Below are 12727 nucleotides of genomic sequence, written 5' to 3'. Positions count from 1 at the left end.
GTCACCCGCCGAAGGGGAGCACCGGCAGGCCGCGGCACCCGGGCGTGACCGCGAACACCGAACCGGCCTGCGGCTCCGCCTGCTCGGGCAGGCCCTGGCGGGAGGTCGTCACGTACAGCACGTCCAGGTCCTCGCCGCCGAACGCGCACGCCGTGACCTGGGAGACCGGCAACGGCACCACGGCGTCGAGCCGGCCGTCCGCGTCGTGACGACGCACCACGGAGCCGCCGAAGAGCGCGACCCAGACCCCGCCCTCGGCGTCCACGGCCAGGCCGTCCGGCGTCCCGTCCTCGGCGTCGACGTGCGCGAAGGGCCGACGGTCGACGAGGGCGTCGCCGTCCACGTCGAACACGTCCACCCGCTGGGTGGTGCTGTCGACCCAGTACGCCCGGGAGCCGTCGGGGGAGACGCCGAACCCGTTGGCGACCCCGGCCTGCTCGACGAACGGGGCGACACCCAGGTCCGTGCCCACCCGCAGCAGCGCACCCCGGCCGGGCGAGCCGTCGTACGCCATCGACCCGGCGAACAGCGTCCCCGACGGGAGGCACCCGCCGTCGTTGAACCGCACGCCCGGGTCCTCCCACAGCGGTGGCAGCGGCCGCAGCTCGTCGTCCTCGGAGCCGGCGAGGGCCAGCGTGCGCTCCAGCGCGACGACGAAGCCGCCGCCGGAGCGGGGCCGCACGAACGCGGCGACCTCGCCCACGTGCCGGCGTCGCACGCGGTCGCCGTGCAGGGTGAGCAGGTCACCGGCCGTCAGGTCCACGAAGCGCAGCCCGCCCCAGGTGGGCGACCAGCACGGGCCCTCCGCGTGGTGCGCCACCGGCCCGGTCACGTTCTCGACGTCGTCCACGGGCACAGTCGAGCACGACGGCGGCGCCGACGCGACGCGTCCGTCCCGCCGGACCGGCCGGGGCGACCTGTCCGGGCCCGACCAGGGCCGATGCACTACCGTCGGACGCGCGGAGGTGAGAGCCTTCGCTGCACAGGGCCCGGGCAGGGTCGGAGCGTTCGAGACAGGGAGCAGCACGTGGGCGCGACCGCGGATCCCGCGGCGGATCAGGGTGTGGCGACGCGTCTGGGCTTCACGCCCGGCCAGCTCGTGCAGGAGTTCGGCTACGACGACGACGTCGACCAGGACCTTCGCGACGCGATCGAGGACGTCACGGGCGAGGAGCTCCTGGACGAGGACGCGCAGGACGTCGTCGACGCCGTCGTGCTGTGGTGGCGCGAGGAGGACGGCGACCTCGTCGACGGGCTGCAGGACGTGATCCCGTCCCTCGGCGAGGGTGGGGTCATCTGGCTCCTGACGCCCAAGGCGGGCCGCGACGGCCACGTGGAGCCTTCGGACATCCAGGAGGCCGCCACGACCGCCGGGATGCACGCGACCAAGAGCGTCAGCGCCACGAAGGACTGGTCCGGCACCCGTCTGGTCGCGCCCGGCACCCGGCGCGCCTGACACGCCGCGGGCCGGCGCCCGCTCGGTCCGGCTCGCCTCTCAGTCCCGCCGCAGCCCTCTCAGTCGCGCCGCAGCACCGACGTCACCCCGCCGGTGACCCCGGCCGACACCCGCGCGAGCAGGCGGCCCGTCTGGCCGATCGCCCCCAGGCTGGCCTCCAGCGCCGACCCACCCGGCAGGCCGGGCACGTCACGCAGCGCGGGCAGCAGCCTGACCAGACCCGCCGGGTGGTGCACGCGCAGCCTGCGGGTGGCGAGCAGCTGCGCCGCCAGCGCCCGCCCGGAGGCCGCCTCGAGCACGTCCGAGGCCTCGCCGGCCAGCGCCGGCCAGCCCAGCCGGGCCGGTCGGACACCGAGGTCCACCTCGATCGTGGTCCAGCTCCCGTCCTCGGCGGACCCGGTCGCCCAGCAGCCCTGCGGGGTGGCCACCGCGAACGTCGCCGCGACGCGGTGCCGGGCGCTGAGCGCACCGACCACGTCGGTCATCCCCGCGACGCCCGCGCCGAGCAGCTGCTCGGGGACCGTCCCCGCGGTCGCGTCGGCGACGTCCAGGCCGTGCACGGCTAGCTCGTAGGCCTGGGCCACCAGGAGCCCGGCCAGAGGCAGGGGTCCCACCACGGAGGCCACGGGCCGCCGGCCGAGCTCGGCGCCCTCGGGTCCCCTGAGCAGGGCCAGGACGGCGTCGCGCGCGGCCTCCAGGGCGCCGACGACCTCGGCGCGGCTGGCGTCGTGGTGCGCCGCGACCACCCCGGCGTTGCGGGCGTCGGTGTCGTCGGCCGTGCCGACCGTGCCCGCGCGGGCGTCGGCGACGAGGCGCTCCAGCCGGCGCTCGTCGACGTCCCACCGGCCGAGGTGCACCAGCACGTGGCGCACCGTCCAGCCCGGGAGGCGGGTCTGCGCGTCCAGGTCGGCGTCGGCGGCCATCCCCACCAGACCGTCCCATGCCGGCCCCAGCAGCGCGGCCACGTCCACCGGCTCGCAGGACGCCAGCCCCCGCTCCCCGGGCTCGGGGACGAGGTCACGTGCACGCGGTGCCACACTGTCATCCTGCCGCCCGACCGCCGGCGCAGCCACCGTGGCCCGCGCCGGCCACCGACGAGAGGACCCCGATGACCGAGACGGCCACCGCCGCCCCCACGGTGGGCGCCCCCGCGCCCGACTTCACCCTGCGCGACCAGGACGGTCAGGACGTCAGCCTGTCCGCCTTCGCGGGGCAGTCCGCCGTCCTCGTGGTCTTCTACCCCTTCGCCTTCTCCGGCATCTGCACCGGCGAGCTGTGCGAGATCCGCGACGACCTGGCGGCGTTCCGCGCCGACGGCGTCCAGGTCCTGGCCGTCTCCTGCGACCCGGTGTTCGCGCTGCGCGCGTGGGCGCAGGCCGAGGGGTACGAGTTCCCGCTGCTCAGCGACTTCTGGCCGCACGGCGAGGTCGCGCGCACCTACGGGGTCTTCAACGAGACGACGGGGTCGGCCACCCGCGGCAGCTTCCTGGTCGACCGCGACGGCGTGCTGCGCTGGGCCGTCGTGAACGGCATGGGGGAGGCCCGCGACCTCGCGGCGTACCGCGAGGCCGTCGCGGCGCTCTGACGCGCCATCGGATCCGGTCGCGCCCTTCCCGTGACGGTGCGCCGTACGGTTTCCTAGAGGCGCCACGGTCGCCGCTGGCCCGAGACTACGGCGGCCGTGGCCCTCTGCCGCCCGGCGCAGGCCGGGTCGCACCCGACCCGGCCTGCGCCGGGTGAGGGCCTGTAGCTCAGCTGGTAGAGCACCGCGCTTACACCGCGGGTGTCGTCGGTTCGAACCCGGCCGGGCCCACCCACCTGCCCACCCGTCCGCGTCGGCGGCCCGGCGGGCGCCCGGCCCCCGCGCCGGCGTCGGGCAGGTAGCCTCCCGCGCGTGGCCCGCAGCGACCCCGACACGACACCGGACCCGACCGACCCGACGGACCCGACCCACCCGACCGGCCAGGCCGACGCGGCCGGTGGCACCGGGTCCACGACGGCCCGGCTCGGGGACGTGGTGGACCACCTCGACGCGCTGTACCCGCGGCAGTGGGCCCAGGACTGGGACGCCGTGGGCCTGGTCTGCGGCGACCCGGACGCCGAGGTGCGCCGGGTCCTGCTGGCCGTCGACCCCGTCGGGGAGGTCGTCGAGGAGGCCCTCGCCGGCGCGGCGGACCTGCTCGTCGTCCACCACCCCCTGCTGCTGCGCGCCGTGCACTCGGTGGCGGCCGACCGGTGGAAGGGCGCCCTGCTCCACCGGTTGGTGCGCGGTGGCTGCGCGCTGTACGTGGCGCACACGAACGCCGACGCGGCGGTCCCCGGGGTGTCCGACGCCCTCGCGCGCGTCCTCGGCCTGACCGGCCTGCGGCCGCTCGTGCCCGTGCCGCAGGACCCGCGGCTGAAGCTGGTGACGTTCTCCCCGGCGCAGTCCGCGCCGGCCGTGCTGGACGCGCTCACCGGGGCCGGGGCAGGGCACATCGGCGAGTACAGCCGCTGCGCCTGGACCACCACCGGCACGGGCACCTTCGAGCCCGGCCCCGCCGCCCGCCCGCACACCGGCGAGCCGGGCCGGCGCGAGGAGGTGGCCGAGACGCGGGTGGAGGTGGTGCTGCCCGCCCGTGCCGCGTCGTCCGTGGTGGCGGCCCTGCGGTCCGCGCACCCCTACGAGGAGCCCGCCTACGACCTGCTCGTGCTCGCGGACGAGCCGTCGCCGCGCGGCCTGGGCCGCATCGGCACGCTGCAGGCGGCGACGACGCTGGAGCGCTTCGCCGGGGAGGTCGCGCGCTCGCTGCCGCACACCGCGCAGGGGGTGCGCGTCGCCGGTGACCCGGCGGCCGTCGTCCGCACGGTGGCGGTCTGCGGGGGCAGCGGCGACTCGCTGTTCGACGAGGTGCGCGCCAGCGGCGCGGACGTGTTCGTCACCGCGGACCTTCGCCACCACCCGGCGTCCGAAGCCCGCGAGGAGGCCCGCGGGGGACCGCCGTACCTGGTCGACGTCGCCCACTGGGCCAGCGAGTGGCCCTGGCTGCACGGGTGCGCGGACCGCCTGAGCGGGGTCCTCGAGGAGGCCGGCACTACGGTGGACGTCACCGTGTCCGGGGCCTGCACCGACCCGTGGACGTTCCGCGTGCCCAGCTCTGGAGGAATCGTCAGGTGACCACCGCCAACGCCCTGGACCAGGTCCGGCTGCTCGACGTCCAGGCCCTCGACACCCGGCTGGCCCAGCTCGCCCACCGGCGGCGCAGCCTGCCCCAGCACCAGCAGCTGGCCGACCTCGGGGCCCGGGCCACGGTCCTGCGCGACGAGCTCGTCACGGCCCGGACCGCTGCGGACGACGTGCGCCGCGAGCTCGCGAAGGCCGAACGGGACGTCGAGCAGGTGCGCACGCGCGCGGACCGCGACCAGCAGCGCCTGGACTCCGGTGCGGGCAGCGCCAAGGACCTGCAGGCGCTCCAGCACGAGCTGGAGTCGCTCGCCCGCCGGCAGCGGACGCTGGAGGACGCCGAGCTCGAGGTGATGGAGCGGTTGGAGGCGGCCGAGGCGGAGGTCGCCCGGCTCGAGGCCGAGCAGTCCGGCCTGTCCGCCGAGTCCGACCGCGTCACCGCCGAGCGGGACGCCGCGCTGGCCGAGCTGGACGCCGAGTCCGGCCGCGTCGCGGCGGAGCGCGAGCAGGTCGCCGAGGGCCTCGACAGCGGTCTGGTCGCCCTCTACGAGCGGGTCCGGGAGGCCAGCGGCGGTCTCGGTGCCGCCGCGCTCAAGGCCCGTCGCTGCGAGGGCTGCCGGCTGGAGCTGACCCCCGTCGACCTCGGCCGGATCCGCGCCGCGGCGCCCGACGAGGTGCTGCGGTGCGAGGAGTGCCGCCGGATCCTGGTGCGCACCCCGGACTCCGGGCTGTGAGCGGCGTCCGGTCCCTCGTCGTCGAGGCCGACGGCGGCTCGCGCGGCAACCCCGGCCCCGCCGGCTACGGCGCCGTCGTCAAGGACGCCTCCACCGGGGAGGTGCTGGCCGAGGACGCCGCCGCGATCGGCAGGGCCACGAACAACGTCGCGGAGTACCGCGGGCTCGTCGCCGGGCTGGAGGCGGTGGCCGCGCTGGACCCGTCCGCCAGGGTCGAGGTGCGGATGGACAGCAAGCTGGTCGTCGAGCAGATGTCCGGTCGCTGGCAGGTCAAGCACGAGGACATGCGACGCCTCGCCCGGCGGGCCCGCGAGGTGCTCCCCCCGGCGCAGGTCACGTACACGTGGGTCCCGCGGGCGATGAACGGCCACGCCGACCGTCTGGCCAACGAGGCGATGGACGCCGCCGCCCGCGGGGAGTCCTGGGAGCGGCACCGCGTCGCCGCTGAGCCGACGTCCGAGCCGACGTCCGAGCCGACGTCCGAGGCACCGGCCGCCGACCCGACGCGACTGCGTCCCGACACGCTCGCCGTGCGCGGCGGGCTCGACCGCACCGACTTCCACGAGACCGCCGAGGCGATGTTCCTCACGTCCGGCTTCGTCTACGACACGGCCGCGGACGCCGAGGCGGCGTTCGCCGGTGACGTCGACCGCTTCGTCTACTCCCGGTACGGCAACCCCACGGTCGCCGCCTTCCAGGAGCGGCTGCGCCTCGTCGAGGGCGCAGAGGCGTGCTTCGCCACCGCCAGCGGCATGTCGGCGGTGTTCACCGCGCTCGCCGCGCTGCTGAAGGCGGGGGACCGGGTCGTCGCCGCCCGCAGCCTGTTCGGCTCGTGCTTCGTCATCCTCGACGAGATCCTGCCCCGCTGGGGCGTGGAGACCGAGTTCGTCGACGGGCCCGACCTCGCCCAGTGGGAGCGGGCGCTGTCCACCCCCGCGGACGCCGTGTTCTTCGAGTCGCCGTCCAACCCGATGCAGGAGCTGGTCGACGTGCGGGCCGTCTGCGACCTGGCGCACGCGGCCGGCGCGCAGGTGGTCGTGGACAACGTGTTCGCCACCCCGGTCCTGCAGCGCTCCTTCGACCTGGGCGCGGACGTCGTCGTGTACTCGGCGACCAAGCACCTCGACGGGCAGGGACGCGTCCTGGGCGGCGCGGTGCTCGGCAGCCGCGAGTTCGTCGACGGCCCCGTGCAGAACCTGATGCGGCACACCGGCCCGTCGATGAGCCCGTTCAACGCCTGGGTGCTGACCAAGGGCATGGAGACCCTCGGCATGCGGGTCAGGCACTCGACCGCGGCGGCGCTGCGGGTGGCGCAGTGGCTCGAGGAGCAGCCGGGTGTCCGGTGGGTGCGCTACCCGTACCTGCCCTCCCACCCGCAGCACGACCTGGCCCTGCGGCAGATGAGCGGCGGCGGCACCGTCGTCACGTTCGAGCTGGAGCCGGGTGCGGGGGAGTCCGGCAAGGACGCCGCCTTCCGGGTCCTCGACGCGCTGCGGGTCGTCGACATCTCCAACAACCTCGGCGACTCGAAGTCGCTCGTGACGCACCCGGCGACGACGACGCACCGCCGGCTCGGCCCGGAGGGCCGCGCCCGCGTCGGCATCACCGACGCGCTGGTGCGGCTGTCGGTCGGCCTCGAGGACGTCGAGGACCTGCTCGAGGACCTCGACCAGGCGCTGCGCCGGCGCTGAGGGCACGGGCGGACGCGCGGGCCGTCAGTCGCGGACGACGACGTCCAGGGTGCGCGTCCGGTCGCGCGCCGGCGACGTGAGCTCGACGTCGTACCGCTCGCCCACGGCCGCCGCGAGCTGCTCGGCGGTCCGCGGGTCCCGGCCGGCCCGGGTCAGCAGGTGACGGGCGACGAGCCCGCGGGTGTGCTTGGCCATGTGCGAGACGACGCTGCGACGGCCCGCGCTCTCCCGCAGGACCCGGACCGCGACCACGGCCGCGGCCCGTCCGGTGTCGGGGCGCCAGGCCGCGGCGTAGGTCGCCGAGCGGCAGTCGACGACGACGCGGCCCTCGGCCTCGGGGTCCAGGACCGGTGTCAGCCGCTGGCGCCAGAACGCGGCCAGGGGCCCTGGTCCGGGCAGGTCGACGCCCATGGACAACCGGTAGGGAGGCACCCGGTCGCCTGGCGCCAGCACGCCCCAGGCGGCCGACACGACGAGCAGGCGCGAGGCGGCGCGCCGCTTGGCCCCTGCGGGCAGCGTCGGCCAGTCGAGGGCGTCGTACAGCACCCCGGTGTACAGCGCGGACGCCGGCAGGGCGGGCTCGGTCCGCCACCGGGTGCTGCGCTCCACCTCGGCGGCCAGCGACGCACCGACGTCGAGCAGCTCCAGCGCGTCCGGGTGCGCGCTGACCTTCTCCAGGGCGTCGAGGACCTGCAGGCGGGCGTCCGTGAGCTCCGGGCGGGACAGGGTGCGGGGGACCACGGGCGTCCCGCGGCGACGGGACGCCTTGCCCTCCGACGGCGGCAGCAGCACGAGCACGACGTCAGGGTAGGCGGGCGCCGGGCCGCCTGACCCGGCGGGCCGCAGCGGTCGCCGGTCCCTAGGGTGGCGGTCCACGGCCGGGTCGCCCGGTCGGCACCGAGCAGCGGACGGAGAGCCATGGCCCCGACGAGAGTGCGACGCACCCGCTCCGACGGACCCGCCCCCAGGGACGCCGTCGTGGAGGGTACGGAGCTGACGCGCGCCATGGACGCCGTGCGCGCGGAGCTGGACCTGCCCGACGCCTTCGGTCCGGACGTGCTCGCCGAGGCGCAGGAGTCGGCGGCCGCCCCGGACCTGCCGGACGCGGACCTGACCGAGGTGCCGTTCGTGACGGTCGACCCGCCCGGGGCCACCGACCTCGACCAGGCGCTGCACCTGTCGCGCCGTGGGACCGGGTACCGGGTGCGCTACGCCATCGCCGACGTCCCCGCCTTCGTCCGGCCCGGGGGTGCGGTGGACGCCGAGGCGCGCCGGCGCGGGCAGACGCTGTACGCCCCCGACGGCCGGGTGCCGTTGCACCCGCCGGTGATCAGCGAGGGTGCCGCGAGCCTCCTGCCCGGCCAGGACGCACCGGCGTTCGTCTGGACGATCGACCTGGACGCCGAGGGGCGCACCACCTCGGCGCAGGTGCGTCGGGCGATGGTGCGCAGCCGCGTCCAGCTCGACTACGAGCAGGTCCAGGCGGACGTCGAGGCCGGTACCGCGGACGACGTCCTGCTGCTGCTGCGCGAGGTCGGCGAGCTGAGGATCGCCCTCGAGCAGGAGCGGGGCGGCGCGAGCCTGGCGATCCCCGACCAGGAGGTGGTGGTCCACCCGGACGGGTACGAGCTGCGGCTGAGGCCCCCCGTGCGCAGCGAGGACTGGAACGCCCAGGTGTCGCTGATGACCGGGATGGCCGCCGCCGAGCTCATGCTCACCGGCGGCGTGGGCCTGCTGCGCACCATGCCGCCGCCGGACGAGCGGACCCTGGAGCGGTTCCGCCGCCAGGCCGCGGCGCTGGGTAGCCCGTGGCCGGACGAGCTCGACCAGGGCGCGTTCCTGCGGCGCCTGGACCCGGCGGACCCTCGGCAGCTGGCGCTGCTGCACGAGTCCGCCACCCTGTTTCGTGGCGCGGCGTACACGCCGTTGGTCGACGGGGGCGCACCGGACGTGGTCCAGCAGGCCGCGGTCGCCGCGCCGTACGCGCACGTCACCGCGCCGCTGCGCCGCCTCGTCGACCGCTTCGGCCTCCTGGTCTGCGAGGCGCTGTGCGCGGGCCGGGAGGTGCCGGGGTGGGTCCGGGACGCGCTGCCCGACCTGCCGGAGGCGATGTCGGCCAGCGACCGGGTCGCCGGTGCCCTGGAGCGCGCCGCGGTCGACGCCGCCGAGGCGGCCGTGCTGCGCAGGGACGTCGGCCGGACGTTCCCGGCGGTCGTGGTCGAGGTGGTCAAGGGCGACCGCGGTCTCGTCCAGGTCACGGACCCGCCCGTCCTCGCGGCCTGCGACGGGGCCCTCGAGCTCGGCACGGAGGTGACGGTGCGGCTCACCGAGGCGGACCCGGTGAGCCGCACCGTGCGCTTCGCGCTCGCCTGAGACGACGGCCGGACGCGCCGCGGTCAGCCGCCGTCGGCCGCGTGCCGGTCGGCGTTGGCGTGGATGGCGTCGCGGACGTACTGCGCCAGGCCCTGCGCCAGCTCCTCGTACGTGCGGGTGAACCGCGGGTCCGTGACGTACAGGTCGCCCAGGTTGCGGTGGAACTCGGGCGTCAGGTCGTAGAACCGGTCGTGGATCTGCCGGCGGGCGCGCTCGGCCGCGTCCATCGCCCGCTCGGACGTCGGGGGCTCCCCTGCGCCCATCGCGGCGGCGAGCTCGGCGCTGATCGCGTCGGACTCGGCCTTGATCTCCTCCCAGTCCTGCTTCGTGTAGCGGGCGGTGCGCTCGCGCGACTGCCGCCACGCGTCGGTGTCACCCCACCGCTGCTCGGCCTCGGCGGCGTACTCGTCCGAGAAGCCGTCCCCGAACAGCTCCCGCTGCTCCTCCGTGGTCAGGTTCACTCCACTCACTTCGGCCTCCAGGGCTCGGTCGATGGCTGTGACGAGACCGCGCATCTCCTCCAGCCGGGACTCGACCGCGGCCCGCTGCCGCCGCAGGTGCGCGGCGACGTCGGCGTCGGGGTCGTCCAGGAGCAGCGCGATCTCCTCCAGGGCGAACCCGAGCCTCCGGTAGACCACCACGTGCTGCAGACGGGTCACGTCGTCCGGCGTGTACAGCCGGTACCCGGCCGCGGTCCGGGCGCTGGGTCGCAGCAGGCCGATCTCGTCGTAGTGGTGCAGGGTGCGCACGGTCACGTCGAGCAGGTCGGCCAGCCGGCCCACCGTCAACGTCTGCTGGTCGGCCTGGTGGCGGTCTGCCTGGTGCGGTGCCTCGGTCATGCCACCACCGTCCCGGCTCACGTCGGGTGAGGGTCAAGCGGGTTCGGGAGGGGTCGGCCGGCCAGCGTCGACGCCGCCGCGAGGACGGCCGCCGCCCCCTCCTGCGGGGACGTCGTCGAGGTGTCGACCTCGAGGTCGTAGTCGCGGTCCGCCGCGGCGAGCGCCGCGTGCACGACGGGGAGCTGGGCGGCCGCCTGCCCCAGCGTCCGCTCGCCGCGCTCCGCCTCGCGGCGGACCAGGACGTCCGGGGGGCACCCGACCCGGACCCAGAGCACCGGCAGGCCGTCCAGCGCCGCGACGAGGTCGCGCGCCCACGCGGGGGACAGCAGGACGTGGTCGACGACGACGTCCGCGCCGGACCGTGCGGCGGCCGCCACCGCACGGTGCATGGCCCGGGTCAGCAGGTCCCCGGCCGGCCCTGGTTCGACGGCGCTGATCGCGCCGTCCGGTCCGTGCCGGTACCGCTGCACCTCGGGCCACCGCGGACCGAGGTACCGGCGGGGGAGCGTGCCGAGGAACCGGTCCAGGCCCAGGTCCAGCCACGGGGCGTCCTCGGCGTCCTGGACGGCGCGCAGGAGCGTGCTCTTGCCGGCGCTCGACGTCCCGTTGAGGACGACGACGCGGCCGCGGTCACGGGTCACGGGCTCATCATGGCGCTCGTCGCGTGCTCCGCGCCCGGTCCGGGGCGGCTAGGCTGGGGGAGCGGACGAGCCGGCCGGGCGGCCGCGTCGGGGCCTGCGGGCCCTGCCGAGGAACGTCCGGGCTCCGCAGGGCAGGGTGGTGGGTAACACCCACCCGGGGTGACCCGCGGGACAGTGCCACAGAAAGCAGACCGCCACGCGCACGGGCTCCGGCCACGGCGCGGGGTAAGGGTGAAACGGTGGTGTAAGAGACCACCAGCGCACCGGGTGACCGGTGCGGCTCGGTAAACCCCACCCGGAGCAAGGCCAGACAGGGAGCGTCCGAGGGCTGCCCGCCCGAGCTCCCGGGTAGGCCGCTGGAGGCGTGCGGCGACGCACGTCGTAGATGGATGGTCGCCCATCGGACCACGGGCAACCGTGCCGAGGACAGAACCCGGCGTACAGGCCGGCTCGTCCGCACCCGGCCCGGTCCCGGGCGTCGGCTCCGACGCCCGGGACCTACCGCGTCGGTGCGACGCCCCCGGTGCCCGGACCGGGCGGCGGGACGGGTTGCGGGGCCGGCTGCCGGGCGGGGTCGTGCGCCCGGATCACCGCGAGCGGTTCACCAGGAGCAGCAGGTGATCGGCGTCAGGGCCTGCGCGGGCAGGCTCGAGGCGATCACGACGGAGACGCCGAGGACGAGGGTCGACCAGAAGCGGCGCACGGGGACCTCCTGAGGATGGGGCGGACGGTGACACCGTTCACATGGTGACCCAGAGTGAGCCGCAGGTCGAGCCCCGTCACCGGACCGCAGCAGCGGCGAGCGGACGTGACTGCGCGTCTTGCCGCAGTCACGACGTGTTCATCGATCCAGGTGGTGGACGTATCCGGCCAAAGGGGAGATCGTGCGGAAACGGGCACCCGGAGGCCGCCGCCGGAGTGGTTTCCTTGGGCCGTTCGGGTGAATCCGAGACAGCACTCAAGTCAGGGGCCTAGCGTGCCGATGACAGCAGCAGACGTCAGGAGCGGACGTCACCAGCGGACCGGGCGGTCCGTGGTCGAGCCGGCAAGGAGGTGGTCACCGTGCGGGAGCGTCTCGCCGGTGTGCGCAGCAACCCCGCCGAGCTCGTCGCCCTCGGCGTGGCCGCCGCGCTGATCGCCGCCACCGCCGTCACGGCGGGCAACCGGATGTCCGCCCCCGACGACGCCGGCGCCACCCAGCTGGCCGCCCTCCACGGCGAGGACCTCGCGGGCGCCTACGTCAGCGGCCGCTCGTCCGCCCGCGCCGCGCTCGCGGAGCCGGACGGTGCGGACGTGCGGCGCGCGGACGCCCCCACGAGCCCGCCCCCGCTCGCCGCCGACCCGTCGGTGCCGGCGCTCAGCCCGTGGATCACCGACACGGCCGCCGAGGCCGCCGCGAGCACCCAGCGCCGGGGCGCCGAGGGCGTGGCCGCCCCCGCGGGGACGACGCCCGGTCACCCCACCGGGTCGACCGCGTCGTCCGGGCCCGGGGCGGGCACCACCACCTCGCCCACGACCGGCAGCACCCCGTCGCCGAGCGCCCCGCCGACCACCTCGACCCCGAGCGCCCCGCCGACCACGTCGACCCCGAGCGCCCCGCCGACCACGTCGACCCCGAGCGCCCCGCCGAGCGTCAGCTCGCCCGACACCAGCCCGCCGCCGCCCTCCGGCGGGGGCGACGGCGACACCGTGCCCAAGGACGGGACGACCACCTCGACCACCTCGACCACCGGCACGTCGGCGCCGGCTCCCACCGCCCCGACGCCCGCCCCCACGGCCAGCCCCACCGGGCAGGCGCCCCTCGGCTCCGGTTCGGACTGACCCGGCTGA

The 12727-nt window shown here is 76.3% G+C and carries 12 protein-coding genes, 1 tRNA gene, 1 other RNA gene and 1 pseudogene; 10 read left to right on the top strand and 5 right to left on the bottom strand.

All coding sequences use genetic code 11. From position 1 onward, the window contains the following. Position 1: 1 nt before the first annotated feature. Positions 2–850 carry an SMP-30/gluconolactonase/LRE family protein gene (locus tag ACYVQV_RS03120; RefSeq protein ID WP_461021797.1) on the bottom strand — a complete coding sequence of 283 codons (849 nt, stop codon included), beginning with the start codon at positions 848–850 and terminating at the stop codon, positions 2–4. A gap of 177 nt (positions 851–1027) precedes the next feature. Between ACYVQV_RS03120 and ACYVQV_RS03115 the strand changes: the two genes are divergently transcribed. Further along, positions 1028–1456, top strand: coding sequence for a DUF3052 domain-containing protein (locus ACYVQV_RS03115; RefSeq protein ID WP_461021796.1), 429 nt, complete (start codon positions 1028–1030; stop codon positions 1454–1456). A gap of 59 nt (positions 1457–1515) precedes the next feature. On the opposite strand, the gene ACYVQV_RS03110 is transcribed toward ACYVQV_RS03115, so the two are convergent. Then, positions 1516–2493 carry a maleylpyruvate isomerase N-terminal domain-containing protein gene (locus tag ACYVQV_RS03110; RefSeq protein WP_461021795.1) on the bottom strand — a complete coding sequence of 326 codons (978 nt, stop codon included), beginning with the start codon at positions 2491–2493 and terminating at the stop codon, positions 1516–1518. 71 nt (positions 2494–2564) lie between these two features. Here ACYVQV_RS03110 and ACYVQV_RS03105 point away from each other — a divergent pair, with 71 nt between their 5' ends. From ACYVQV_RS03105 to ACYVQV_RS03080, 6 genes and pseudogenes are all read left to right on the top strand, one after another. After that, positions 2565–3041, top strand: coding sequence for a peroxiredoxin (locus ACYVQV_RS03105; protein WP_461021794.1), 477 nt, complete (start codon positions 2565–2567; stop codon positions 3039–3041). Positions 3042–3196: 155 nt separating this feature from the next. Beyond that, a tRNA-Val gene (locus ACYVQV_RS03100) sits at positions 3197–3269 on the top strand. Between the two features lie 201 nt (positions 3270–3470). Continuing rightward, positions 3471–4613 (top strand): Nif3-like dinuclear metal center hexameric protein, encoded by a 1143-nt coding sequence (locus ACYVQV_RS03095; RefSeq protein WP_461021928.1) that lies wholly within the window; start codon positions 3471–3473, stop codon positions 4611–4613. Continuing rightward, on the top strand, positions 4610–5353 hold the full coding sequence (locus tag ACYVQV_RS03090; protein ID WP_461021793.1) for a zinc ribbon domain-containing protein: 744 nt from the start codon (positions 4610–4612) through the stop codon (positions 5351–5353). Before ACYVQV_RS03095 ends, ACYVQV_RS03090 begins: the two co-directional genes overlap by 4 nt. Further along, positions 5302–5754 (top strand): annotated as a pseudogene (locus ACYVQV_RS03085) (reverse transcriptase-like protein); the annotation flags it as partial. The gene ACYVQV_RS03090 and the pseudogene ACYVQV_RS03085, both read left to right, overlap by 52 nt. Beyond that, positions 5749–7044, top strand: a complete 1296-nt coding sequence (locus ACYVQV_RS03080) for an O-succinylhomoserine sulfhydrylase (protein ID WP_461021927.1) — start codon at positions 5749–5751, stop codon at positions 7042–7044. The pseudogene ACYVQV_RS03085 and the gene ACYVQV_RS03080, both read left to right, overlap by 6 nt. Positions 7045–7068: 24 nt before the next feature. Here ACYVQV_RS03080 and ACYVQV_RS03075 read toward each other — a convergent pair whose 3' ends face one another. Next, positions 7069–7842 carry a YaaA family protein gene (locus tag ACYVQV_RS03075; protein WP_461021792.1) on the bottom strand — a complete coding sequence of 258 codons (774 nt, stop codon included), beginning with the start codon at positions 7840–7842 and terminating at the stop codon, positions 7069–7071. A 180-nt stretch (positions 7843–8022) separates the two neighbouring features. Between ACYVQV_RS03075 and ACYVQV_RS03070 the strand changes: the two genes are divergently transcribed. Beyond that, positions 8023–9417 (top strand): RNB domain-containing ribonuclease, encoded by a 1395-nt coding sequence (locus tag ACYVQV_RS03070; RefSeq protein ID WP_461021791.1) that lies wholly within the window; start codon positions 8023–8025, stop codon positions 9415–9417. Positions 9418–9440: 23 nt separating this feature from the next. Here ACYVQV_RS03070 and ACYVQV_RS03065 read toward each other — a convergent pair whose 3' ends face one another. Both ACYVQV_RS03065 and ACYVQV_RS03060 read right to left on the bottom strand, forming a co-directional pair. Further along, positions 9441–10256, bottom strand: coding sequence for a MerR family transcriptional regulator (locus ACYVQV_RS03065; RefSeq protein ID WP_461021790.1), 816 nt, complete (start codon positions 10254–10256; stop codon positions 9441–9443). Positions 10257–10273: 17 nt separating this feature from the next. Continuing rightward, positions 10274–10897, bottom strand: coding sequence for a chloramphenicol phosphotransferase CPT family protein (locus tag ACYVQV_RS03060; protein ID WP_461021789.1), 624 nt, complete (start codon positions 10895–10897; stop codon positions 10274–10276). Positions 10898–10963: 66 nt separating this feature from the next. Here ACYVQV_RS03060 and rnpB point away from each other — a divergent pair. Further along, an RNA gene (gene rnpB, locus ACYVQV_RS03055) (RNase P RNA component class A) lies at positions 10964–11354 on the top strand. 605 nt (positions 11355–11959) lie between these two features. Continuing rightward, on the top strand, positions 11960–12718 hold the full coding sequence (locus tag ACYVQV_RS03050) for a hypothetical protein (protein ID WP_461021788.1): 759 nt from the start codon (positions 11960–11962) through the stop codon (positions 12716–12718). Positions 12719–12727 lie beyond the last annotated feature (9 nt).

Source organism: Thalassiella azotivora (genome assembly GCF_054781695.1).
Note: the sequence above shows the minus strand (reverse complement) of the source record. Positions and strands in the feature narration are given on the sequence as shown.